This is a genomic window from Shewanella sp. Actino-trap-3, from assembly GCF_002836275.1.
GTDB lineage: Bacteria > Pseudomonadota > Gammaproteobacteria > Enterobacterales > Shewanellaceae > Shewanella > Shewanella psychromarinicola.
In genome coordinates, this window is the sequence record NZ_PJCE01000001.1 from 1808133 (window position 1) to 1832844 (window position 24712).

The window sequence follows — 24712 nt, forward strand, 5'->3', positions numbered from 1 at the left end:
CTTTACTCAAATGCATAGGCGTTGTCATTAGACCACGCTGTGTCTTGTGACGATTGTTGTTCTGTTTCATTTAATGCCGCCAGAGCCTGCTTAGCCAACTCTAGGGTATCAGCCACTTTCATGTCCTCAGGAACACGTTGGCCGTCAGTAACATAGCTCAATGGTAACTCATTTTGAATCAATACGCTCAAAGCACCTGCAATTGATATTGATTCATCTAACTTGGTTAAAATCGCACCCGCTAATGGGATCCGTTTAAAATGTTCAACCGCATCTTGCAATACGCGACGTTGACCGGTCGCCGACAAGACTAAGTAGCTCCTAATTGGAATTCTACTATTGGCTGTTAAATTATCTAGTTGCTGATATAAACGCATATCTCGCTGCCCCATACCCGCCGTATCAATTAACACTAACTTACGATTTCTAAACTGATAAAGAATTTGTTCTAATTCAGTTAAATCATGAGCTTGTTTAACCGGACAGCCCATTATTTTGCCATAAGTGGCTAATTGCTCATAGGCGCCAATACGGTAATGATCTGTGGTAATCAATGCGACCTGCTCTGGTCCATGATGGGCGGCAAATCGGGCGGCAATTTTAGCTAAAGAAGTCGTTTTACCAACACCCGTAGGACCCACAAATGCCACAACACCACCCCGTTTGACAATATCATCGCCTTGGTTGTCGAGTAAGTTGGCTAAACTTTGCGGTAATGCGCGCACTAAATCTGCTGGGGTGTAATGTTGGCTTAATCCCGCTAGTTTAGCAGCTACTGCCGGAGAAAACTCTGCGGCAATCAATTTACTTTCAAGCATTGCTCCCACAGGATCGGTCCGCTTTTTTTGGTCTTTCATTAACGATGAAACTTGATGAGTTAATAAGCTACGTAATGAAGCCATTTCTTCACGCAGATCATCCATATCGCCTGAGTGGTTTTTATTATTTTTTGTTGGTTTGTCAGAGACGGATTGCGGTGGCAAGTTCGACGCGGGTTTAGCCGACTTTGCACCTTGTAATTGGCGGGCCCATTCAGGTAACTCTGGCTCGTCTTGTTGCACGGACATTTGTTGTGTCATGCGATTGTGTTGTTTTTCAAGTAATGCCTGTAACGAATCTGCTGCCGCAGGAGGATTGACCTTCGATTGGGCTTTTATGGCAGGTTTAGCGCCTAAAGACACCTTGTCTTCGCTCACATCCATAAAACCCGTGGTCGGCGCTTGTGAAGCGATAGCGGCTTTAGGTTCGTCATAATCTACAGCAGCGACAATCTCGATTCCGCCAGTGACTTTTTTATTCGACATAATGACAGCGTCAGAACCCAACATTTCTTTTACTTGAGCCAATGCCGCGCGCATATCTTTGGCAAAAAATCGTTTAATTTTCACTTATGCACCTCTATAAACTGACGTTATCACTATTGGCCTACAGCAGAAACAATTCTAATTTGTTTCTCGTCCGGTATTTCTTGGTAAGAAATCACGCGTAAATTTGGAATAGTGTATTTAACAAATCGTGACAGCGTTGACCTGAGCATGCCAGATGTCAATAAAATGGCTGGTTGCCCTACCATTTCTTGCTTCTGTGCAGCGTCTAATAATGACTGTTGCATACGCTCTGCAAGACCCGGTTCAATATTAGGACCTTCACCGCCGGTCGCCTGCATAGACTTATGCAACATCTGTTCCAACTCTGGCGCCAATGTAATGACAGGGATTTCAAGTTCTGGTCCAGAGATTTCTTGCACTATCATACGTTTTAGCGCAATCCGCACTGCTGCGGTTAATACTTCGGTGTCATTACTCTTAGTGCCGTATTCTAACAAGGTTTGCACTATGGTGCGTAAATCACGTACCGATACCCCTTCGTTAAGTAGGTTTTGCATCACTTTAACCACAGATCCCAGCGGCATAATATCGGGGACAAAACCATCGACTAATTTAGGTGAATTTTTGCCCAACATGTCTATTAACTGCTGCACTTCTTCATAACCTAATAGCTTGGCTGCATTATTACTGAGTAATTGGCTGATATGTGTCGCCACAACCGTTGCGGTATCGACGACGGTATAGCCTAATGTTTGTGCCTGTTCACGTTGCTCTGGGGTTATCCATACCGCCTCTAAACCAAAAGCGGGGTCGCGAGTTTCAATGCCATCAAGCTTACCGTAAACTTGGCCTGGATTAATCGCTAACTCGCAATCATGTCTCACTTCTGCCTCACCGACCACCACGCCCATTAACGAAATGCGATACGCATTAGGGGATAAATCCAAATTGTCACGAATATGCACCGCTGGCACCAAAAAACCTAACTCTTGTGACAATTTCTTACGTACGCCTTTGATCCTGCCTAATAATTCACCGCCTTGAGACTTGTCTACTAATGGAATTAGGCGATAACCAACCTCAAGCCCTATGGTATCAACATGGCGTACATCGTCCCAGCTTAACTCTTTAGGTTCTTTATTCTTAGTCTCAACCGGCCCTTTTGTGGCTAAGGTAAGTGCAGCTTGTTTATTGTCAACATTACGCTTGTAAACAAAGTACGCGGCAGCTGCGGTAATGGCTGCGAAAGTCAAAAACGCGAAATGAGGCATACCAGGCACAACACCCATGACAAATAATAACCCAGCAGCAATGGCTAATGATTTATGACTGTCAAACATCTGACTGAACATCATTTGGCCCATATCGCCTGACTCGTTTTGACGAGTCACCAATAAAGCCGCGGCAATGGATAATAATAAACCGGGGATCTGCGCGACCAAACCATCACCAATGGTTAATAACGTATAAATTTCTACGGCGCTAGAAAAATCGAGATCGTGCTGCACAATACCAATAATAAAGCCACCTAAGATATTGATGACTAAGATCATAATACCGGCGATAGCATCACCTTTTACAAATTTTGACGCCCCGTCCATCGCACCATAAAAGTCAGCTTCTCGGGTCACTTCTTCACGGCGAATACCGGCTTGTTCTTGGGTCAGCGTACCGGCATTTAAATCGGCATCAATGGCCATTTGCTTACCAGGCATGGCATCTAAGGTAAAGCGAGCGCTTACCTCAGAAATACGCCCCGCACCTTTGGTCACTACTGCAAAGTTAATGATGATCAAAATAAGGAATACCACTAAACCGACAGCATAGTTACCCCCAATCACCACTGAGCCGAACGCTTCGATCACTTTACCTGCGGCATCACCACCATTATGGCCTTCGAGCAATACAATCCGGGTAGAGGCAACGTTAAGGGCAAGCCTTAATAACGTAGCCACCAGTAATACGGTAGGAAATGCAGCAAAATCAAGAGGTCTATCCGTATAAATGGCAACGAGTAGTACGACTAAAGCTAAAGCAATATTGAATGAAAATAGGATGTCGAGCAAAAAAGCAGGAATGGGCAACACCACCATTCCAAGCGCCGCAAGCACGATTAAAGGCGTACCAATGCCCTTAAATGTCGACGGTCTTATTTGTTTAAATTGCCCGAAAGCGGCTTTTGCATCCATTGAGGTCAACCCTTCATGTAGTCTATTGCGAAATAATGTACTGTTATTTGACGCTAATAGACTGACGAAGCAAAAACTAAGCCAAAACTAAGACAGAGGTAGTCATTTAACGACATAAGCGAATTGAGTGGCGATTAATGCTTCAAATCATCAGGAATGGGCTGACTAAGTGGGATAGCTTTAGGACGACGACCTTTACCTTTTTGATATTGCCTAAGCTGAAATACATAGGCAAGTACTTGTGCGACCGCGGTAAATAAGCCTTCTGGCACTTGTTGATCAATCTTAGTGGTGTGGTAAATAGCACGAGCTAATGGCGGGGCCGATACAATAGCAACATTATGTTCGCGAGCAATTTCACGTATTCTAAAGGCAACGTCATCGACACCTTTGGCGATTAAAAATGGCGCAGAAGAGCGACTTACATCGTATTTTACCGCCACAGCATAATGCTCTGGGTTAACCACAATCACATCAGCGTTAGGCACTTCGGTCATCATACGCCGTTGCGCCATCTCCTGCTGCATTTGTCTAATTTTGCCTTTAACTTCAGGCTTACCTTCAGAATCTTTATACTCATCTTTAATTTCTTGCTTGGTCATTTTTAATTGTTTCTTGTGATTCCAAATTTGAAATGGCACATCTATAATAACAATCAATAACATCGAACTGCAAAGTACGATAAACATCCAAATGAGCAACTCTAAAGAATGATAGATATTGCCAGGTAGGTGATCGCTAGACAGGGTCAAAATATCAATGAAATAAAATTTTAGTAGGAAGTAAGCGGATAATGCCACCACCACAAATTTAGCAATACCTTTAGTCAGTTCAACCAATGCTTGGGTACCAAACATACGCTTAAAACCGTTCATGGGGTTTAACTTACTGCCTTTAGGCATAAAGGCTTTGACTGAAAAAGAGATCCCACCTAAAACAATATTGCCCAAAAAAGCCACAAATGCCAGTAAAGCAATAAAGCTAATTAACGGCCCAGCAAGCTCGTTCCCCACGACGCCCCATACACGAAACATGGAGTTGGTATCAAAAATTTGGTCGCGTTCCATGGTAAATAGTTGTTTCATTATGGTATGGAGACCTTTGGCAATAGCCGGCCCTGTCATCGAAAATCCAACCGATGCGGCCAATAATACTGCTGCGGTACCTAATTCTTTAGAACGGGCGACTTGGCCTTTTTCACGGGCTTGTTCAAGTCGCTTCTCGGTGGGCTCTTCATCGCGTTCTTGACTACTGTCATTTTCTGCCATCTGTGCCCCCTAAAATACCACTGAACTATCACGTTGACATTCAAGCTGCAGCACATCACACATAAGTAGCTGCGCAGCCGACCAAACTTCATCAAAATGCGCCATAATCGGTCCCAATGTTAACCACAAAATCAGCAAACCACAGACCATGGTAACCGGGAAACCAATAGAGAAAATATTCAACTGCGGCGATGCGCGAGTCATTACACCAAAGGATAAGTTAATTAATAACAAGGCAGTAATAGCTGAGATTGACATTGTCAGCGCAGCGCCAAACATGAAACCGCCCCAATCGGCAAGGGCGCGATAATTGGCGATTGATATACCTTGATTTGATATAGGAATGGTTTCAAAACTCGCCACCAGCATCCGAAACATCAATAAATGGCCGTCAACTGCCAAAAAGATAAGCGTTGCCAATAACAAAAATAAGTTACCCACTACGGGTGTTTGCGCACCAGAACCAGGATCAACCATTGAAGCAAAACCTAAACTGGTCTGCATACCAATAATTTGCCCTGTTAACACAAAGGTTTGCATGGCCATTAAGGTCACAAAACCCATTGTCACCCCAATTAATATTTGCTGAACAATCACAAAAACGGAACTTAATGCCAGTAATTCGACATTTACAACTGGGGGTAAAATAGGTGCAACAGCCACGGTAATGGCCACGGATAACAAGAGTCGAACCCTAGCCGGCGTGGTATTTGCGCCAAAGACCACCATCACCATGAGCATGGATGAAATACGAAAAAACGGCAAAAGATAAGCAGCAATTGTTTGACTGATTTCATCAAACAAAATATTCATAACTTACCCTATCACTTGTGGAATGAGATTCACCATCTCGAAAAAGAAATCCATCATGGTTTGCACCAGCCAATGGCCTAAGTACATCAACGCGAATAACGTCATCATTAAACGCGGTAAAAAGCTTAAGGTTTGCTCGTTAATGGAGGTCGCGGCCTGAAACACCGCCACAATTAAACCGACAAATAAGCCGGGCAAAATAATCGCTGCCACGATCAGTACGATAACGGACAATGCTTCTCGAAAAACATCAACTAGCGATTCTGGAGACATAACTTTAGCGCCTTATATTCCAAAGCTGTTCGCTAAAGTCCCCATGACAAGACCCCAACCATCAACGAGTACAAACAACATAATTTTAAACGGTAATGACACGATCATCGGTGACAACATCATCATACCCATAGCCATCAAAATACTGGCGACAACCAAATCGAGGACTAAAAAGGGCACAAACAACATAAAACCTATTTGAAATGCCGTTTTAAGCTCGCTGGTGATAAATGCAGGGATCACCACACTAATAGGCGTTTGTTCTGGAGATTGAATATCTTTATATCCGGATATTTCGATGAAGGTTTGTAAATCGGTGGTCCTAACTTGCGACAGCATAAATGATTTAATCGGCTCTTTGCCAACATCATAAGCCTGAGTTAATGTTAACGTTTCATTAATATAAGGCTCTACAGCTTCAGCATAAATTTTATCGAATACCGGCGCCATAATAAAGAAAGTCATAAACAAACTAATCCCAATCAGCACTTGATTCGACGGTGTTTGCTGTAACCCTAAAGCTTGTCTTAATATCGATAACACCACAATTATACGGGTAAAGGAGGTGAGCATTATCACCATCGCAGGGATAAAACTCATTGCTGTCATTAGCAATAAAATCTGCATGGTTACCGAATATTCAGTTGTTCCATCTGCAGCTGTGGTGACCGTTAATGCAGGTAACACCCCATCTTGTGCCATTGCTGAGGGCGATAAAACCAATGCCACTAGCGCCATCACCGCCAACACCAACACGCTTGTGTACTTATTCATTATTGCTGTTCCTTGGCTTGTTTTAGGCGACTGGCAAACGAAGAAATAGGAACATCGACGGAGGTGGCTAACTTATCAATAAGATTAATCTGTTGCGAGGTCACACCAAGAAGATATTGCTGGCCGTTGACCTCCACCAGTACGACTTTCTCACGCTGGCCTATGGGGGTAACGGCAATTGTTTTAATCACACCGCCATTTGAAGGCACTAATTTAAGCCGTTTGACAATGTAAGCTAACAAAAAGATAAGCGCTAATACGGCAATTAACCCACCAACCATATTGGCTAATGTTGCGGCATTAGACACTTCAGAGGGATGAGCTAACGGGTTATTCGTTAGAGTGCTAGACACTTCAGGGGCGCTCAATGCCTCACTCATGACGCTGAGCATTAGTATCACATTAGCCACTGCTATTCCTTGTAATGTGCAACCAAATCAGCAAAGATCAACACTATCCCAACCTTTGCTATATTATTGTTTTATTTAGTTAATCAAGTTATTTAAGTTTTTTGATTCGTTCTGTCTGGCTAATAACATCCGTCAAACGGATACCAAACTTATCATTAACGACCACCACTTCACCATGGGCAATCAAGGTTCCATTGACCATGACGTCCAGTGGCTCACCCGCTACACGGTCAAGTTCGACCACCGAACCTTGATTCAGCTGAAGTAGATTACGGATGCTGATAAAACTGCGTCCCACTTCCATAGAAATGGTCACCGGAATATCTAATATGCCATCTAACTTTGCCGCTTCTTCTTTAGAAATAGGTTTGGAATCATCGACTAACTCATCAAGCTCAACTTGTTCCGCTTCTTCTATAGCCTGCTCAGCCATTGCGGCAGCCCAGTCATCGCCTGTATCTTCTGTGCTCATTCACTTCACCTTATAACTCTGAAATATCACGCGACTTGCCTTTGCGAGTCACTAATTGCAGCTCTGTTTTAACCGTTTCTGGCCGTGGGATTTTTTCACTGATTTTTACCGCTAAATTATCGCGCGATTTGCCCATTTTACAACGATAAGTCGGCAAATCCTCAATTTTCATCATAATGTGTTCAGGTAATTCAATCGGGATTATATCGCCCGCTTTAAAGCCCATAACATCGCGTAATGTCACTTCATGTTCAACAACGTTGACATCAATGCCCACTTTCACGTCCATAATTTCATCACGTAATGCTTGCGACCAGCGCATATCCGTATCTTGTTTATCACTTTGAACACCGGCATCGAGTAATTCACGGATTGGCTCAATCATTGAATACGGCATTGTGATGTGAAAATCACCGCCGCCACCGTCAACTTCGATGTGAAATGAGTTAATCACCACCACTTCGGTCGGACTGACAATGTTCGCCATGGCAGGGTTCACTTCAGAGTCGAGGTATTCAAACTCCACATCCATTACCGGCGACCATGCTTCTTTGTAATCTTCAAAAATAATTTTGAGCAATAACTGTACAATTCGACGTTCTGTTGGGGTAAATTCACGGCCTTCAATTTTGGCATGAAAACGACCATCGCCACCAAAGAAGTTATCGACAAGAATAAAGACTAATCTTGCTTCCATGGTGATTAACGCGGTGCCTTTAAGTGGACTAAAACGCACCATATTTAAACTGGTTGGCACAAATAGAGTATGCACATACTCGCCAAACTTAAGCATTTGTACGCCATTGATCGACACTTCGGCTGCACGGCGCATCATGTTAAACATACTGATGCGTAAATGTCGTGCAAATCGTTCATTAACGATTTCAAGCGTAGGCATACGGCCACGCACAATTCGGTCTTGAGATGAGAAATCATAAGACTGCGCATCAGCACTATTTTCTTCTATCTCATCATCATCGACATCATCAACACCATGTAATAGCGCATCAATTTCATCTTGGCTTAATAAATCACTCACATCATCGCCTTAGCAGTTAATGTTTTTTTGGTTATTGGTTATTGGTTATTGCATTACAAAGCCAGTAAACAGGACCTTTTCAACGACTGTCCCCCCCGTTACTGGTTGCAATGTATTTTGAACATTAAGTAACGCTAGCTGACGTAACTCATCTTTACCGGCTTGGGTACTCAGTTTTTGCACATCAGCGGCACTAAAAGTGGTTAATAATGCATCCTCAATCAATGGGATATGTTTTTTTATAAGCACGCTATCATCTTCGCCACGCACCATTAATTGGACTTTAATTTCAACCAGTCTCGCGCGATCAACACCCGGTAAATTAAACAGAAAAGGTCTTGGCATGCCAACATATTCAGCTCCTGCACTTACTGTTGGTGCTTCTGTTTCAATAGCGGTATCTGCGGGAGAAGCAGGCTCGCTTGAACCCATAAAAAACCACAATCCGCCCCCAATGAGCAAAACCAACACTAAACCAATACCACCAAAGATGATCAGCTTTTTGGATTTATTACCGCTTTCTGGGACTTCGTTTAATTCTAATTCTTGTTCAGCCATCATGGTCCCAAATCAACATTGTGATTAACATTGTAATTAACATTATAATTTAGCTAAATAACTCGCTATTGTTACGAAGTCATATTGTTGCCATAGGTTACCTGCTTAAGCATAATAATCTATAGCTGAATGTAAACTCCTTGATGGATTTGTCAGCAAGCTGACCTCTTGTGTTGAAATTTCATCCAATTGGCGGCCTTCCCCACTATGATCTCCTGATTGTTCATGCTGCTGTTCGCTACCGCCATCGCCTTGGGACACATGACTGTCGGTCAATTGTAATCCTTCTTGCGCAAGCATCTCGCGTAATCGTGGCATAGCTTGCTCAACGATATCTCGGGTTTGCGACTGGGCAACATGAAACTGCACTTGAGTTTGATCGCCTTGGATTTGAATTTTAATCGTTAAATGTCCGAGTTCGGCTGGATCAAGCCGAATTTCAGCTTGTTGAACACCATTACTTACCATAGTGATTAACTGCTGTTTCATCACCGGAGAAAAACGCTGGATCATCTCTTGCATCTGAGCGCCAGCTTCTCCTTGCGGTCTTATCGATAACTGGAATTGCGGCACATCACTTTTATTGACCGAGGTAAAGCTATTGTGATTTTGTAAGGTCTTATTGTCAGTTTCACTGACATCAGCCACAGCATCGAAGCCAAAATTAGCTGGGGTTAAGTGGGTTGAAGGCTCACCGGAGGAGCGCTTTATCGCTAAGGAGTCTAATACCACTGAAAAATCAGCTTTGGCCAGTACTTTGGCATTATCAGTATCTACTTGAACATTGCTATTAATGCGATCGTTATCACCTAAAATAGTCTTGGGATCGACGTTCATCGCTGAAGTCGCTTCAACTGAAGCGGCAGAACGACTAAGCCCAGAGCTTAAAGGACCCGTCATATCTGATTTAACGGCTGCAGAATTAAGTGCAGAGTTAACATCGGTAGCACTCGCTTTACCTTGGATCGCCACGCTGGTGGCGACTGATTTATCAATTTGGTTTTGTTGTTCACTATTAAGCTTGCTGTCTGGAGATTCATCACTGCTGTCTATATCAGCCTCCACCATGGCTAAAATAGACTCATCAATAACCGGTGCTTGTAGATTAAAATCACTAATTAATACGTTTAAGGCTTGAGGGTCTAACGCTTGTAAGTCTTTTACCGATAAATCAGCAAATGCCATTAAATTGTCTAGTTCTTCAGCGCTAAGCTGAGAAATAGCCTCTTTGGTAGTGATAGAATCTGCCGGTAAATCAATAGTATCAGTAAATAACTCACTAACACCGACATCATTATTGGTCTTTTCAACAACAGCACTGTTTGGCGCTTCTGTCGAAAATGTGGTGTCAAAATAAACCTCAGATTGTTCGACATGTGGCAATTCTTTTCCGCCAGAGGAATGACGTTTATTGATTGAATCCGCCATATTAAGTTGAGCAAAAATCATTTCAACATCAGCATTTTCGTCTGTAGACAGCTCACTTGCGATGCCAGCATTTGCTTTCCCCGCTTCAGCATCAAACGACACCTGCGCCGTATTAGCGTTATGCCGTAAAATAAGACCGGATTCGCTCGCTTGATTAAAAGCAGATAAAAATAATTTATTTTCAACATCTTGCACGTTTACCTTCGTGCTCGCATCGGCAGGTTTACTGCTATTGCCAAGTAAGATATTGTTCATCTGCTGCATAATCTGCTCCACTCAATTAAACAAGGTTAGGTGATATATCGTCTAAAAACAGCTAGGTCATCACCTCCATATACGTCACATATTTGTCTGTTCAATTATATGTGTAAGGTGATTGCAAAAGCCTCGTAATAAGCTCGCCACCGTCGCTTCACTGACGATTTGTATTTCAATTAATAATATTAAGCAATTTAAGTGCCAACACATGGTTGTTCGATGAACTTTGCATAATAGATAACCAAGCAAAACATCAGCGAACCAGCAAGCGCATCATGATATTTTGATGTGTGCAGATCGCGACTTGTCAAACTTGCCATTTTTTGCGACTAAGGCGTCTTCACGAGTTAATAGAAGCGTCAATAGTGAGTCTATTGCAAGTCGATAAATGGTCATTAACAAGACAAAGGGTTATTTAAGTTTTCGGCGAAAATACTGTTGCATCGCAAATTCATCTGAGTTTTTTTGTTCAAGTTTAGCTTCTATTGCCATAGCCTTCTTGGCTTTTTGCTTTAATAACATGTCGACCGCTTTACGTTTTTGTTGTGTTTCTTGCCAATGAACTTGACGATAGCCAACTTGTTTTTCGGCATCTTGAACCGCGCCAACCTGCTGTGTTATTGCATTATCCACTTGACGAATAAATTGATGGAATTGATGGTATTGGTTTGCGCGTAACGTGGTTCCTGTGTGTCCTTCCATCTGTTTCATATAATCTAAGCGATAGTTGTTTAATGCATCCAGCTGACCTTGGCGTTTTTGCTTTTCAAATTGAGCCGACTTAAGCTGTAAAGCAGCTTGATCTTCGGCAGAAGTGGCTAACTTCAATACCGTCAATAGTGGATCAGTTCGAGTCATTTACTTTATCCCTGACACTGCGCGGCTATTTGAGTCAACATGACTCGACTCTCTTCAAACGTCACTGGTTCTTTAAATCCCTGACGCAAAAAGGCATTCATTGCAGGTTGTAAGCGGATCGCATTATCAATCCTAGGATCGCTGCCCTGAGAGTAGGCGCCAATTGAAATAAGGTCTCGATTCTGTTGATACAGAGAATACATCTGTTTAACTCTGCGCATGGCTTCTAGGTGTTCATCACTGATCACCATAGGTGCTACGCGGCTAATTGATGCTTCCACATCGATGGCAGGATAATGACCCGAATCGGCAAGTTGACGAGATAACACAATGTGGCCATCTAAAATAGCGCGAGAAGCATCAGCAATAGGATCTTGTTGATCATCACCTTCAGTCAATACCGTGTAAAAAGCCGTAATAGAACCTTGCCCAGCACCGCCATTACCCGCCCGTTCAACCAGGCGCGGTAACTTAGCGAATACCGAAGGGGGATATCCTTTGGTTGCTGGCGGCTCTCCTACCGCAAGAGCCACTTCGCGTTGTGCTTGTGCATAACGCGTCAAACTGTCCATTAGCAACAAAACATCGTAACCTAAATCTCTAAAATACTCAGCAATACGAGTGGACGTTTCACAAGCCCGTAAGCGCATTAAGGGAGACGTATCTGCCGGTGCGGCCACAACAACTGCGCGCGCACGACCTTCTTTACCCAAAATTTCTTCAATAAACTCTTTAACTTCACGACCACGTTCGCCCACTAAACCCACCACAATAATGTCGGCTTTAGAACCTCGCGTCATCATGCCAAGCAGCACACTTTTACCCACACCAGAACCGGCAAACAAGCCCATACGCTGGCCTTTACCGACCGTTAACATCGAGTTGATTGCACGAACGCCGACATCTAAAGGTTCGGTAATCGCTCGTCGAGATAATGGGTTAATGTAAGGGCCATGACGTGAAGCATATTGATCAGTATTAAGCGGTCCTAAACCGTCTAATGGCAAGCCACTTCCGTCTAACACTCTGCCTAATAATGATAAGCCAACATTTAATCCAGATTGTTCACCTAACGGCTTAACGCGCGCGCCGGGCAACACCCCTCTGAGTTCTTCAATAGGCATTAAGTACAGTAATGTGTCATCAAACCCGATAACCTCTGCCACCAAATCACCCACCATGGTTTCGATAGAGCATAAACTACCAATAGGTGCACGACATCCGGTCGCCTCGAGCGTTAAACCAACAACCCTAACTAACTGCCCGCTTGCCACTGGTCGCAGCGGTAATACGTGCTTATGATGCACAGCAAATTTGTTAAGTAGTCGATGTTGACGAGTGCTCATCGGTATTTCCTTGGGATAGGTCTTTCGTCTGTTGCTGAGTATCATCCGCTTTATCTGTTGGGACAGTATCATCCGCTTTATCTGCTGGGACAGTATCAGCTTGTGCACTTGTGTCGAGCGTTACACTTGTCTGTGGATCGACAATGGGATCTGGCGCATCAATGTGTTGAGTCACCGTTTCAGCATCCGTATCAACAGTATGACTTTGGCTATTCTGGTCATTATCAGCACGGTTGGTACTGTCGATGGTGTCGTTAAGCTCAAGGGGTTGTTGATGTTCACTCAAATTATCGACTGATGTGGTTTGATATTGTGAATGAGTTGCTTTTTGTTGTTGCACATTCTTAGCTAACTGATTCGACTGGGCGTCTAATTCACTAAACACTTGGTTAATACGTTGCTCAACACGTAAATCGACAGATGAACGCACACTTTCAATGATACAGTCACCATTTGATAATGACGGATCGATATCAATTTGCCACTGATTTTTGTCCAGTTGTTCCGCACTGTAACATTGGTTAACTATTTCAGCATCGGCTTGATTCAAGCGCAATTTAACCCGTTGTTCTTTCAGTGGCAGAGCATCAACACCTTGACGAAATGCCAATAATATATGTTCTGGATGCGTCTTAAGTTCATGGCCAATCACCGACTTGGCTAAGCTTATTGTCATTGCCAACAGTTCAGCTTCAATTTCGTTATCTAATATAGAGAGTGGCCGCTCAAATTGGTTAATAATTTGATTAAGTTGCTCAACAAGTTCATTAACTTTCGTTTGCCCGGCCTCCAATCCTTGCTGCTCGCCTTGAGCGAACCCTTGTTGGTGACCTTGCTCCAGTCCCTCTAAGCGCCCTTGCTCTAATCCTTGTTGATGGCCTTCTTGTTTGCCTTGCTCAAGCCCTTCTTGCTCCGCGGCTGCGCGAATGTCTTCAATTTGCGCCATGGTCGGTGGTGCCATAGACTTCTCGGCACCAGCAACTGGAGTCGGCGTGTGCGCCTCAGAAAACTTACCAAACATGTTTGACGGTTCTAAACTACTATCTTTAGTCATATCAGGTAATTGCCAATGCCTAAATGCTTGCTCATCATCCGTATTGAGCGTATTTTTAGGCGATTTTGATTCTGGCATAATTCATCACTTATGTTGTTGAAAACATTGTTCAAAAGCAAGGTTCAAGGACCTAGGGCGGACTGCGTCCTAGAACCGAAGCGTCCTAGAACCGAAGCGTCCTAGCAGCGAAGCGTCCTAGCAGCGAAGCAGCGCTCTCGGTAATGGCTTGGATATAGATACTGAGTTACAAGAACTCGTCGCCACCAGTTCCGCCTAACATGATTTCACCGCTGTCACTGAGGCGGCGAGCAATAGCCAGAATCTCTTTTTGTGCCACTTCTACTTCACTAATACGAATTGGCCCCATGGCCTCTAAGTCGTCACGAAGTAATTCTGCTGCACGTTTAGACATATTACCCAGAATTTTCTCTTTCAAACCTTCATCTGCACCTTTAAGTGCTTTCATCAGAATATCTTGCTGCACTTCACGTAACAGGGCCTGAACGCCACGGTCATCAACGTCAATTAAGTTCTCAAATACAAACATCATGTCTTGTATTTGTTGCGCCATTTCTTCGTCAGACTCACGCATGGTTTCCATTATCTGGCTCTCAACACCCGTATCGAGATAGTTCATAATATTGGCAGCCGCTTTTAGGCCGCCCATTTTGGCTGCTTGCGTTCCACCTTGACCCGCGAATTGTTTTTCCATAATGTCATTCAACTCTTGCAAAGCCGCTGGCTGAACCTCTTCAAGGTTAGCAATACGCATCATCAAATCTAAACGGGTATTTTCTGGGAACTGGCTAAAAATCTCAGCGGCTTGATCTGGGTCTAAATATGACAACACAATGGTTTGAATTTGCGGATGTTCGTTTTGGATAATCGTCGCCACTTGGCGGGCATCCATCCATTTTAACGAATCAAGCCCTTTAGCCCCGCTGCCCATGATAATTTGTTCAATCAAGTTGCCCGCTTTATCTTCACCTAACGCCGCGGTTAACGCTTTACGAACGAACTCTTCGCTGTTAAAGCCAATTGACGAGAATTTTTGAATATCATCTAAGAATAACTTGTGAACCCCAATGACTTTATCTTGACCAAACTCATCCATCGCCGCCATCGCCATACCCACTTTTTGCACCTGCTTAGGTTCTAAGTGTTTTAAAATTGACGCCGCATCCGCTTCATTCAAACTGAGCAGTAAAATGGCAGTTTTCTCAACACCAGTAACCGAATCCAGGTCAAATCCCGTAGCTTTTTCTGCTTTTTCTACGCTTTCTTTTTTTTCATTAGCCATTGTCTTGTAACCAGTTCTTAATTACTTGCGTGGAAAGCTCTGGCTCATTGGCCACGATTGCTCTAATTGCTTTAATCATATCATCATCTTTATGCAGATTAGGTATATGAATTGACCCATCATCGGCATAACTGTATTCCGCTTCTTTAGTATTAAGCATACCTAAGGTATCGGCTGCATACTGATCTTCAATTTCAGCTAACTCATGTCCAGGATGAACATCATCGGGCATCTTAATCCCATTAGGATTGGTTAGCTTCTTCAGCATAGGTCGAACCACGGCCAGAATAAGCACTAAAATAACAATCGCACCTAAAGCCAGTCTAATCGCACGCCAAAACCAAGGCTGCTCCCACATATCCGGTTCTGGTAACGCTTCAATTAACTGATCCATAAAGGGAACCGTTACCACTTCAAGCACATCACCGCGTTGGGTGCTAAAGCCTACCGCGCCTTCTAAAAGACGACGGATATTGGTTAATTCTTGTTCGGTTCTCGGCACGCGAGTGACCTGACCATTTTCATCCGTTTGCCCGGGTTTAAAGTTAATCGCAACTGACACACTGACGCGGCGAACCACACCAATTTGCTGACGAGTGTGGCTAATCGTGGTGTCTAACTCATAATTACGCGTGGCTTCTTTTGAAAAATCACCTGACACAGTTGAGCTTGTCGCCTCACCCGCCACTTGCGGAATATCGGACTCCGTCGGCGGTTGATTGCTTAACGCACCAGGAATACCGCCAGAGCTTTGACCCGATGAGTTTCGCTCAATGGTCATTTCGCTGCGGATAGCGGGTAAGTCAGGAGAATAACGCTTTGCAGTTTGCTCTACTGCGGTAAAGTTCATGTTGACATCGACTTGAGAAGTAAAGTTCTCAGGTCCTAAAATAGGCATCAATATTGATTCAATTTTTTTACGGTATTCTGCTTCTTGTTGTTGCACGAGATCTTGTTCACGACGGGCTCGAGCAGAGGTGCCATCTTGACTACCAGAATTAAGTAAACGACCATTTGAGTCCGTCACCGTCACGCGAGAAGGCACCAGTCCTTGCACCGCAGAGCCAACAATATCAACAATCGCATCGATCTCTTCTTGGCCTAATCCACCACGACGAACGCTCACCACCACGGTTGCACTTGGCTTAGAGGCATTACGAGCAAAAACGTTTTGTTTTGGTAACGCTAGAATAACTTTGGCACGACTAATACTTTTTAATTCTTCGATAGCCCGAGCCAAGTTTAATTCTTGGCTGAGTTTTAAGCGAGCTTGCTCCATGCGTTGGCTGACACCAAATCCGCTATCTTGGCTTAAGTAATCATTAGCTTGGGTGTTACTTTGAACACCTGCTCGGCTGAGTAATAACTTAACATCTTGATATTTGTCTTCAGGCACTTTCACCACATCGACATTTATTTGATAATCGATTTGATTTTTATCAAGTACATCCAAGACTTGGATCATCTCAGTTGTTTCCATTTTACCCAGTGGACGATACTCAGGCTCTTGGGCCCACATCATCACAAAAACAGCCATAGCAAGACATATCGCTAATGCCAAGATCATGATCACTTGGCGCATCATATCGGCGCCACCAATGCCGCCAAGAAGCCCAGACGGGTTCTCTTGCCGTACGCCGGTATCAGCGGTTGAATTTGAACCTACCATTAAGTCTGTGCTCACAATACTTACCTGCTATATCTGATGTTGTTATTTTATTTGATCTGCGACTAAACAGGCATATTCATGATTTCTTTATAAGCATCGACAAGTTTATTACGTACCTGCACCGTTGCTTCAAAGGCAACGCCAGCTTTTTCACGCGCAATAACCGTATCAGACAAGCTAACCGTGGTGTCACCCATATCTAAACGCGAGGCTAAACTTGACGATGCTTGTTGTAGTTCATTGACGCTACCCACCGCCTGAGACAACAACTGGCTGAAATCAGCACCGGTAGTGTTATTGACTTGCTGGGTTAAATTAGGACGAATTGATGAACCAATAGAAGGGGCTATTTCGCCACGAAGTGACTGCATTTCTTGCATTAATGGATTTGCGCTAATCTGCACGATGTAACTCCCTTTCGTCGGCTTTTTGACGACAACAATAACTGATAATGATTTATAGCAATTTAGATGCCAATATTACAATTAGTAGGCGATAGGTAGAAAACAATTATAAAACGATTAGAAAACAGGCAGGCGAAAGTAACCTATTTACCATATAAAATAGGTCACCTTTTGTCTTAATGATAAAATAAGATAGTAAAATCAATCAATTAAATAAGCTTGAACAAATAATCAATTCGCACATGCATTGGCACTAAGCAGGTAATTGGATCCCCATATCGCGCATTTTTGCCATTTTATAACGTAACGTACGAGCACTGATCCCGAGTTTTTCAGCGACCATTTTCCGACTACCCTGACATTGATTTAGGGTTTCTAAAATAATCACATGCTCTTGGGCTTTTAATTCGCCACCTAAGCCTTCTAATTCGGCAGACTTATCAGTGTCAACATATTCTGGTGCCACTAACGCCACATCGCCAGAGTCTAAAATAATATCATTAACGCCAATATCATCATTAACCCGCAATATCAGTGCCCGTTGAATAACATTGTCTAACTCTCGCACATTACCCGGCCAGCGATGGGTTAATAAACGCCGAGTCGCACCGTCATCCAGCTGTGGTACTGAGGTCATATTAAGTGCTTTAGCATGTTTAATAATTAAATGCCGCGCCAGCGGTAAAATATCGGCAGGGCGTTGATGCAGCGCAGGCCACGTTAACGGGAATACATTAATTCGGTAATATAAATCTTCTCTAAACTCACCCGAGGTGGCCAGCGCTTTAAGATCGCGGTTTGAGGTTGCCAGTACGCGAACATTCAGTTTAATGGTTTTACGGCCACCTAAACGCTCAACCTCACGCTCTTGTAACACCCGCAATAACTTAGCTTGTAACCCCAGCTCCATCTCAGATATTTCATCAAGTAATATGGTGCCGCCTTGGGCTTGTTCAAACTTACCAGGGCATGCCTGATAAGCCCCAGTGAACGCGCCTTTTTCATAACCAAACAAGGTCGCTTCCAACATATTCTCGGGTATTGCAGCGCAATTAATCGCAATAAACGGCTGGTCATGGCGTTGGCTATGTTGGTGAATATAACGCGCCAGCACCTCTTTACCTGAGCCACTCGGCCCCATGATCATTACCGATGCATCAGATACTGCCACACGCTGAGCCAGCGACAACAAGGCTAAACTTTTCTCATCGGCAACCACAGGCTTATCGTGGTTTTGCTTTAAGGGTAAATAGCGGGACACCTGATTCAACAACACTTCAGGCGCAAATGGTTTAGCAAGGTAATCCACCGCGCCTAATTTCATTGCACTAACCGCACTGTTAATAGTGGCATAAGCGGTCATTAATAAGACTGGCAGTTTAGGTTGGTGCTGCTGTAAATAACCCAGCAACCCCATACCACCAATACCGTCCATTTGCACATCGCTAATCACCATATCAAAATGGGTTACTTTTAAGGCCAAAATAGCCTCTTCAGCACTGCCAACATCAACACAGTCGTAATGGGCGAGCATTAGCGTATCGAGTAATGCCTCACGTAAATCAGCATCATCTTCAACTAATAGAATATTGGCTTCAGCCACGCATCACCTCCTGATCACTTGCTTTGCTAATGTGCGGAAAGCTCAATCGAATATGACAACCCATTCCAGGTTTACACGACAACTGTATTTGTCCGCCATGGTTATGCACTACCGACTGAACAACCGCTAAGCCCAATCCTGTACCTTGACTTTTAGTGGTAAAAAAAGGTTCAAGTATTTGTTGTTGCATTGACGGTTCGAGCCCTTTGCCATTATCGATAACATCGAGTAATAGTCCTTCAGGGGTTTCACTCGCGCTGACTTTTATTTTTGTTGCGCCCGCTTCAATGCTATTCATCACCAAATTGTTCACTGCTGAACTGAGTGCATTAGCATTGGCAAGCATCAATGAATTTGAGGTGTCTTCAGCCACAAGCTGACAGTGTTTTTTATCTGCAATAGGCTCGCAATTGGCCATAACCTGTCCAATAATCTCATCCATTGTAACCGATTCAGCCATTCCCTCTTGACGTCCCTTTGCCATGAGTAACATGTCATTTACTTGACGCTCTAGCTCATTTAATCGGTCAACCAATTTAGATTGAAACTTACTTCGTGCTGAGTCCGATAATTTGGAACTGCCAAGATTAGAGGCATACAGCAAAGCCGCAGATAATGGGGTGCGCACCTGATGTGCTAATGTCGCCACCATTTTGCCTAACGCCGATAAACGTTGTAAATGAGATAAGTTTTTCTGCAATAAGCGGGTTTCGGTTAGATCAGTTAATACAATCAACTGCCCCGGCTCTGGTGCTAATGGGGTAATCGCTAATTTTACCCGGCGACCATTTTTAAGGGAGACTTCATGTCCATCATCATCTTGTGGGGCAAACGCGCGATGGATAATATCAAACCAACGTGCCCCTTGGAGTGGTCGCCCGAGAAGTTCGGTTGCAACAGGATTAGCAAGCGTTACCACACCGTCGCCATCAATGATCACCACGCCAGATGGCATGGCTTGAAGAATATGCGCCATTTGATTAGACATATTAGCGGCCTTACTAGAATAAGGGCTGATAACAGGAGTAGCAACAGCCGCGCTAGAATGGGCAACGCCTTTACGAAGCACATTAGCTTTTCGTTGTAGCACTGAATAAGCGCCAATAGCAGACGATTGAATCTCTGCATCAGTTGTGATGCTAGACGAAGCTGACGCAGACAATCCAAAATCTGGATTATCTGTATGTGTTAACGCTCGTGCTGAATACATGGTCGCTCCGTCAAAAGAATAACATTTAACTAGCTTAATGCATTTACTGTGCCAAACAATTTGTTTGCTGATTACTGACGAATAGTGTGTGAATACTGAAAAGATCTGAACTGAACTGAACTGAACTGACATTAACCTAACAATAAAACCAAACATTAAAAACAAAAAAAACACACTCAATGGTGTGTTTTTATGATTTAGGTCAATGGTATAGTTTTGATTATTGTTTTTAGCTATGGTTTTTAGCTATGGTTTTTAGCTATGGTTTTTAGCTATGGTTTTTAGCTATGGCTTTTAGTTATGGTTTTCAGCTATGGCTTTTACTTATGGTTCTCAGCTATCGTTTCTAGTAATAGCGTTTACTAATAGTAAAAAACAATAGCCTTTAGTTAGTCTTTACCTAAACCATATTTACGCATTTTTTCAACTAATGTGGTACGACGAATACCCAGCATTTCAGCGGCTCTTGCCACAACACTATCTTGTTGTTCAAGTGCTTGACGGATCATGTCAATTTCTAATTCCGCCAGTAAGTCTTTTAATTTAACCCCTTCAGGCGGTAATTCACTCGGAAACCGCGTTTCAGGTATTTCAACAGGTTCTTCATCGCTGAATATCGACGCTAACGCATCCCGCTCTAACTGCTCTTCACTGACTTCTACACAGTATTCTGGTACATCAATATAACGATACTTATGCGGTAAATCGTTAACATCGACCAATCCGCCAGGAAACAAAATCGTTAACCGCTCAACCAAGTTCGATAATTCACGCACATTACCAGACCAATTATGTTCTTTTAGCGATTCAATGGCTCGTTGGGTGAAACGAACCTTACCACGCCCCTCATTAAATACTCGACTGACTAACTCATGAAGTAATAAGGGCACATCATCACGACGCTCGCTTAGTGCAGGCATCTCAATTGGAAACACATTGAGTCGATAATATAAATCTTCACGAAATGAGTTGTCTATAATCATGGTTTCAAGATTGCGATGAGTCGCCGCAATAATACGAACATCAGCGGCAATCGTTTTGCTACCGCCAACACGTTCAAAAACTCGCTCTTGTAATACACGCAATAATTTCACTTGCATTTGCAGTGGCATATCACCTACTTCATCTAGAAATAGCGTGCCACCTTCAGCTAATTCAAAACGGCCTTTACGGGCTGATATCGCCCCCGTAAAAGAGCCTTTCTCATGACCAAATAACTCGCTTTCAAGTAACTCAGCGGGGATAGCACCACAATTAACCGGAATAAACGGCCCATCACGTCGTTCAGATAAATAATGGATATTACGCGCCACCACTTCTTTACCTGTACCCGATTGACCCAGCACGATGACGGTCGCATCAGAACTTGACACCTGGTTAATCAAATGGCGAACTTTAGCAATGCCTTCACTGCGGCCCACTAAGCTGCGAAATAACTTGGTTTGATTACCACTGGTTAAGGTGTGTTGTCTTTTTGCTTGGCCAAACACTTGACAGAAATGCAGCAGCTCAGTCAATTGTGGATAATTTACCGGTTCCTCAATAGTCCCGAGCAGATTTGATAAATTTGCATCGGTATCACCCAGTAACAACATAGGTTGCCAAGGCACAATGGCGGCAATATTTTTGATACTGTCTGAGACAATGTCATCCGTCAAAATAACAACGGCGCGATAGCGAGATTGCTCGATTAAGGTTGTAAAAGATTCATTAGAGACAATTTCGCACTGCTCGCCTAAAAATTCGAAAATGCAGCACAAACGAGTCACGCGCTCTGATGGGGTACCGACAATTAAAATACTTTGTTCTATTTGCATCATTCAGAAGGCCAAAAGCTCTTGTTATAGGTATTTATTCGGGATGATTATGCCGCACACAGCAACAAAAACCAAAGTACATTGTTGCCATAAAGTTGCCACAAATACTGGCAACAAATACAACACGGGGGCTATTCTAGCATTTTTCCTAAAACAGGATCGTTAATCTGTTAAATACAGTTAAGAAAAACGAACTCGGTCATAAATATTGTATTATCAGCTCAGCATAAGCAAGCATCAGTTACATTTTATCTACAACAGATATCATTTTCAGCTAAGAGCGATGCTTTTTTAACCACAATTAAGTTTGGACCACGTTAAAATAACCAATATGATAAACCCAAACCCACTAAACGTTAACGCGTTCATTTTACCCACACAACAAAAAAGACGCTAAGCGTCTTTTTAGTTTGATACAGCATTATAGCCATTTTTAACTGGCTTCAGAGGTTAACTCATGCATGTCTTGCGGAATGGCATCCCAGCCTTCTTTAATGGTTCTGAGTAAAGCAGAAACCTCTTCGAGCATATCCACATCATTAGCCACATTGGCCTCAGATAATCGTCTCAACATATATTCATAAAGTGAGTCTAGATTAGCAGATATTTCGGTGCCAGCATCCATATTTAAGCTACCACTCAGTCCAGCAATAATACTAATTGCTTTACCGATATTTTCTCCTTTTTGCGCATGACTTTTCTGCTGAATGGCATATTTAGCTTGTGCAATACGCTGCAATGCGCCTTCAAACATCATTTGTATAATGCGATGCGGTGAAGCCACCGCAATTTCGCTTTCTAGCGAAACTTTTCGATATGACCGTAGCGAGCTTCTCATAAATACCTACCTATCTGAATCTATACTTTTATAAACATCAAGTTGACGTTGGTTTTTCTTTCCTAGATGTATCTCAGAATGCAAATTATTCAACACTAACTTTGCTTTCACCTCAAGACTCAATGTTAGCTCTAATTGGTGTTCCAAATAATCTCTTTGCGTAAACGAATAGTCGGCAATCAAAACATTTAATAAATTTTGACGCTTAACAATCAAATCCTGCAAATTTAATACCAACTCATCAAACTCTTCTAGATCATTTTTGCTTTTTAACCTGTTCAATACCGTCTTGCATTGTTCGCTAATGGCATCCAAATTATCAATTAACACTTGTTGTTCTGTGGTCGTCATATAATTGTCTACTCGCTGTTCTCTTTTAAACAGATTGATTAAACCGGTAGCATTCGATTAAACATTGGATTAAACATTGGATTAATCATTTTGTCTCACAAGCCCAGGGAGAGAATCCAGTCGCGATTGTAAATTGTCACTTTGGGTGCTCAATTGACCGACAATCATGTCCATATAGTTATACTGTTTAAATAAGCGGTCTTCAAATGCTGACATTTTTCGCGCAAATGATTCTCGCTGATCGCTCAAGCGATCTAAGCTACGATCAAGCGAGCTATCACGGCTATCAATAATAGATCCAGTGCCAACATACGAATCAAGGTAACCGTCTAACTTTGCCGCCACCCCGGTATCTTCAGTGGTAAACATTTCTTTAATGCCAGCAACATTATTTTTTAACGCTTCGGTTAAAATATCATCATTAATTTCTAATGTACCACTGCGCGTAGTGGTAATGCCGATAGAGGCCAGTGACAAATTACCATTGGAGGTTGAAAATGCCGATGAAATCACCCCGCGTAATTGGCTTTGGATCCCGCGAGGCAAGGAGTCGCCTTGCAGTACGGCGGCTTTTTGTGTGTCAGCATTGTAACTGGTTAAATCACTAATGGTTTTTGACATCGCGTTAAAAGACTCAACAAATGCTTTTATACCTGTTTTGACTGAGCTGGTGTTTTGAGCAACCGTCAATGTGGTTGGCTTAGCAATATCGGCATCTTTAAGATTAAGGGTCACACCCGCAATTGCGCCCTCAACTTTATTACTACTTGAGGTGAGCTTTAAGCCATCGATATAGACTATCGAATCTTTAGCGGGTTGTAGTTCGGTCATGGCAAAAGTATCGGCAAGCACAGTGCCCGCGCCAGTATCGGTTGCGGTGACACTCATATTATTAGCGGTGCCGGTTTTGTTGGAGGTGAGCACTAACTGGGCGCCGGCATCACTGTTCACTATGGTGGCGGTAACACCTACATTGTCGTCAGCCGCATTTATTTTAGTCACCAGCGATTGCAGGGTATCGTCTGCGGTCACCGCAATATCAAAGCTTTCACCATCAACGGCAAAGTTTAACGAGCCTTCATCTAAAGGCGCAGTGACATCAGTTACGGCTAAAGAGCCAATTTTTTGACTTTGGGCTATCTGCTCAACGGCAACATTATAGCTGCCAGACACAGCATCATTACTCACGGATGCACTTAAATAAGTACTTTGTGAAAGTTTCACGCTCTGACTATCGAATGAATCTGTTTTGGACAGAAAACTTAAGCTATCTTGAAATTCCGACAACGCGCTTTTTAATGAGCCTAACGCTGATATTTCAGCCGTTATTGCGCCCTGTTTCGAATCAAACTGAGCTACCTTAGGGGCCTGCTCTGAGCTAACTAAAGCAGATACAATACCGTTAATGTCTAGGCCTGACCCTAGTCCAACCGATGTTAACCCCATGCTCAC

At 43.2% G+C, this 24712-nt stretch carries 23 protein-coding genes; all 23 read right to left on the reverse strand.

All coding sequences use genetic code 11. From position 1 onward, the window contains the following. Window positions 1-2 precede the first annotated feature (2 nt). Window positions 3-1388, reverse strand: a complete 1386-nt coding sequence (gene flhF / locus CXF80_RS07675; protein WP_101032323.1) for a flagellar biosynthesis protein FlhF — start codon at window positions 1386-1388, stop codon at window positions 3-5. A gap of 29 nt (window positions 1389-1417) precedes the next feature. Beyond that, window positions 1418-3517: a flagellar biosynthesis protein FlhA gene (gene flhA / locus CXF80_RS07680; RefSeq protein WP_101032324.1), complete on the reverse strand. Its 2100-nt coding sequence runs from the start codon at window positions 3515-3517 to the stop codon at window positions 1418-1420. A gap of 134 nt (window positions 3518-3651) precedes the next feature. Then, window positions 3652-4785, reverse strand: coding sequence for a flagellar biosynthesis protein FlhB (gene flhB / locus CXF80_RS07685; protein ID WP_101032325.1), 1134 nt, complete (start codon window positions 4783-4785; stop codon window positions 3652-3654). 9 nt (window positions 4786-4794) lie between these two features. Further along, window positions 4795-5598 (reverse strand): flagellar biosynthetic protein FliR, encoded by an 804-nt coding sequence (fliR, locus tag CXF80_RS07690; RefSeq protein ID WP_101032326.1) that lies wholly within the window; start codon window positions 5596-5598, stop codon window positions 4795-4797. Window positions 5599-5601: 3 nt separating this feature from the next. Continuing rightward, complete coding sequence (gene fliQ, locus CXF80_RS07695; RefSeq protein WP_101032327.1) at window positions 5602-5871, reverse strand: flagellar biosynthesis protein FliQ; 270 nt, start codon at window positions 5869-5871, stop codon at window positions 5602-5604. Window positions 5872-5883: 12 nt separating this feature from the next. Further along, window positions 5884-6645 (reverse strand): flagellar type III secretion system pore protein FliP, encoded by a 762-nt coding sequence (gene fliP, locus CXF80_RS07700; protein ID WP_164839508.1) that lies wholly within the window; start codon window positions 6643-6645, stop codon window positions 5884-5886. After that, the gene (gene fliO / locus CXF80_RS07705; RefSeq protein WP_411741710.1) at window positions 6645-7025 is read right to left on the reverse strand and encodes a flagellar biosynthetic protein FliO; all 381 of its coding nucleotides are present in this window, start codon (window positions 7023-7025) and stop codon (window positions 6645-6647) included. The genes fliP and fliO overlap by 1 nt, the downstream gene beginning before the upstream one ends. 118 nt (window positions 7026-7143) lie before the next feature. Beyond that, window positions 7144-7527 (reverse strand): flagellar motor switch protein FliN, encoded by a 384-nt coding sequence (gene fliN, locus CXF80_RS07710; RefSeq protein WP_101032328.1) that lies wholly within the window; start codon window positions 7525-7527, stop codon window positions 7144-7146. Window positions 7528-7537: 10 nt separating this feature from the next. Then, the gene (gene fliM, locus CXF80_RS07715; RefSeq protein WP_101032329.1) at window positions 7538-8566 is read right to left on the reverse strand and encodes a flagellar motor switch protein FliM; all 1029 of its coding nucleotides are present in this window, start codon (window positions 8564-8566) and stop codon (window positions 7538-7540) included. 45 nt (window positions 8567-8611) lie between these two features. Further along, a complete protein-coding gene (fliL, locus tag CXF80_RS07720; RefSeq protein ID WP_101032330.1) occupies window positions 8612-9127 on the reverse strand; it encodes a flagellar basal body-associated protein FliL in 516 nt (171 codons plus the stop codon). A 102-nt stretch (window positions 9128-9229) separates the two neighbouring features. Further along, entirely contained in the window at window positions 9230-10816 is a 1587-nt protein-coding gene (locus tag CXF80_RS07725) for a flagellar hook-length control protein FliK (protein WP_101032331.1), read from the reverse strand. A gap of 405 nt (window positions 10817-11221) precedes the next feature. Then, on the reverse strand, window positions 11222-11668 hold the full coding sequence (fliJ, locus tag CXF80_RS07730; protein WP_101032332.1) for a flagellar export protein FliJ: 447 nt from the start codon (window positions 11666-11668) through the stop codon (window positions 11222-11224). Between the two features lie 5 nt (window positions 11669-11673). Then, window positions 11674-13014: a flagellar protein export ATPase FliI gene (fliI, locus tag CXF80_RS07735; RefSeq protein WP_101032333.1), complete on the reverse strand. Its 1341-nt coding sequence runs from the start codon at window positions 13012-13014 to the stop codon at window positions 11674-11676. Next, window positions 12986-14146 carry a flagellar assembly protein FliH gene (gene fliH, locus CXF80_RS07740; protein WP_101032334.1) on the reverse strand — a complete coding sequence of 387 codons (1161 nt, stop codon included), beginning with the start codon at window positions 14144-14146 and terminating at the stop codon, window positions 12986-12988. Before fliH ends, fliI begins: the two co-directional genes overlap by 29 nt. A gap of 166 nt (window positions 14147-14312) precedes the next feature. Beyond that, window positions 14313-15368, reverse strand: coding sequence for a flagellar motor switch protein FliG (gene fliG, locus CXF80_RS07745; protein ID WP_101032335.1), 1056 nt, complete (start codon window positions 15366-15368; stop codon window positions 14313-14315). Further along, window positions 15361-17037 carry a flagellar basal-body MS-ring/collar protein FliF gene (fliF, locus tag CXF80_RS07750; RefSeq protein WP_198554816.1) on the reverse strand — a complete coding sequence of 559 codons (1677 nt, stop codon included), beginning with the start codon at window positions 17035-17037 and terminating at the stop codon, window positions 15361-15363. The genes fliG and fliF overlap by 8 nt, the downstream gene beginning before the upstream one ends. Window positions 17038-17099: 62 nt before the next feature. Beyond that, window positions 17100-17441, reverse strand: coding sequence for a flagellar hook-basal body complex protein FliE (fliE, locus tag CXF80_RS07755; RefSeq protein ID WP_101032337.1), 342 nt, complete (start codon window positions 17439-17441; stop codon window positions 17100-17102). 253 nt (window positions 17442-17694) lie between these two features. Beyond that, complete coding sequence (locus CXF80_RS07760; RefSeq protein WP_101032338.1) at window positions 17695-19044, reverse strand: sigma-54-dependent transcriptional regulator; 1350 nt, start codon at window positions 19042-19044, stop codon at window positions 17695-17697. Beyond that, window positions 19037-20254, reverse strand: coding sequence for a sensor histidine kinase (locus CXF80_RS07765; protein ID WP_232772060.1), 1218 nt, complete (start codon window positions 20252-20254; stop codon window positions 19037-19039). The genes CXF80_RS07760 and CXF80_RS07765 overlap by 8 nt, the downstream gene beginning before the upstream one ends. 389 nt (window positions 20255-20643) lie before the next feature. Beyond that, complete coding sequence (locus CXF80_RS07770; protein WP_101032339.1) at window positions 20644-22074, reverse strand: sigma-54 dependent transcriptional regulator; 1431 nt, start codon at window positions 22072-22074, stop codon at window positions 20644-20646. A 430-nt stretch (window positions 22075-22504) separates the two neighbouring features. Continuing rightward, window positions 22505-22909 (reverse strand): flagellar export chaperone FliS, encoded by a 405-nt coding sequence (fliS, locus tag CXF80_RS07775; protein ID WP_101032340.1) that lies wholly within the window; start codon window positions 22907-22909, stop codon window positions 22505-22507. 6 nt (window positions 22910-22915) lie between these two features. After that, window positions 22916-23260 (reverse strand): flagella biosynthesis chaperone for FliD, FliT, encoded by a 345-nt coding sequence (locus CXF80_RS07780; RefSeq protein ID WP_101032341.1) that lies wholly within the window; start codon window positions 23258-23260, stop codon window positions 22916-22918. A gap of 81 nt (window positions 23261-23341) precedes the next feature. Continuing rightward, on the reverse strand, window positions 23342-24706 hold the full coding sequence (gene fliD, locus CXF80_RS07785) for a flagellar filament capping protein FliD (protein ID WP_101032342.1): 1365 nt from the start codon (window positions 24704-24706) through the stop codon (window positions 23342-23344). Window positions 24707-24712: the final 6 nt, after the last annotated feature.

Coding starts and splice junctions, on each gene's coding strand:
- fliL (WP_101032330.1), bottom strand. CDS start 9,127: ATGATGGCTGAACAAGAATTAGAATTAAACGAAGTCCCAGAAAGCGGT.
- fliQ (WP_101032327.1), bottom strand. CDS start 5,871: ATGTCTCCAGAATCGCTAGTTGATGTTTTTCGAGAAGCATTGTCCGTT.
- flhB (WP_101032325.1), bottom strand. CDS start 4,785: ATGGCAGAAAATGACAGTAGTCAAGAACGCGATGAAGAGCCCACCGAG.
- CXF80_RS07725 (WP_101032331.1), bottom strand. CDS start 10,816: ATGCAGCAGATGAACAATATCTTACTTGGCAATAGCAGTAAACCTGCC.
- CXF80_RS07780 (WP_101032341.1), bottom strand. CDS start 23,260: ATGACGACCACAGAACAACAAGTGTTAATTGATAATTTGGATGCCATT.
- CXF80_RS07770 (WP_101032339.1), bottom strand. CDS start 22,074: ATGATGCAAATAGAACAAAGTATTTTAATTGTCGGTACCCCATCAGAG.
- fliS (WP_101032340.1), bottom strand. CDS start 22,909: ATGAGAAGCTCGCTACGGTCATATCGAAAAGTTTCGCTAGAAAGCGAA.
- fliI (WP_101032333.1), bottom strand. CDS start 13,014: ATGAGCACTCGTCAACATCGACTACTTAACAAATTTGCTGTGCATCAT.
- fliJ (WP_101032332.1), bottom strand. CDS start 11,668: ATGACTCGAACTGATCCACTATTGACGGTATTGAAGTTAGCCACTTCT.
- fliH (WP_101032334.1), bottom strand. CDS start 14,146: ATGCCAGAATCAAAATCGCCTAAAAATACGCTCAATACGGATGATGAG.
- fliO (WP_411741710.1), bottom strand. CDS start 7,025: ATGAGTGAGGCATTGAGCGCCCCTGAAGTGTCTAGCACTCTAACGAAT.
- fliR (WP_101032326.1), bottom strand. CDS start 5,598: ATGAATATTTTGTTTGATGAAATCAGTCAAACAATTGCTGCTTATCTT.
- fliD (WP_101032342.1), bottom strand. CDS start 24,706: ATGGGGTTAACATCGGTTGGACTAGGGTCAGGCCTAGACATTAACGGT.
- fliN (WP_101032328.1), bottom strand. CDS start 7,527: ATGAGCACAGAAGATACAGGCGATGACTGGGCTGCCGCAATGGCTGAG.
- fliG (WP_101032335.1), bottom strand. CDS start 15,368: ATGGCTAATGAAAAAAAAGAAAGCGTAGAAAAAGCAGAAAAAGCTACG.
- fliP (WP_164839508.1), bottom strand. CDS start 6,645: ATGAATAAGTACACAAGCGTGTTGGTGTTGGCGGTGATGGCGCTAGTG.
- CXF80_RS07765 (WP_232772060.1), bottom strand. CDS start 20,254: ATGTATTCAGCACGAGCGTTAACACATACAGATAATCCAGATTTTGGA.
- fliF (WP_198554816.1), bottom strand. CDS start 17,037: ATGGTAGGTTCAAATTCAACCGCTGATACCGGCGTACGGCAAGAGAAC.
- flhA (WP_101032324.1), bottom strand. CDS start 3,517: ATGGATGCAAAAGCCGCTTTCGGGCAATTTAAACAAATAAGACCGTCG.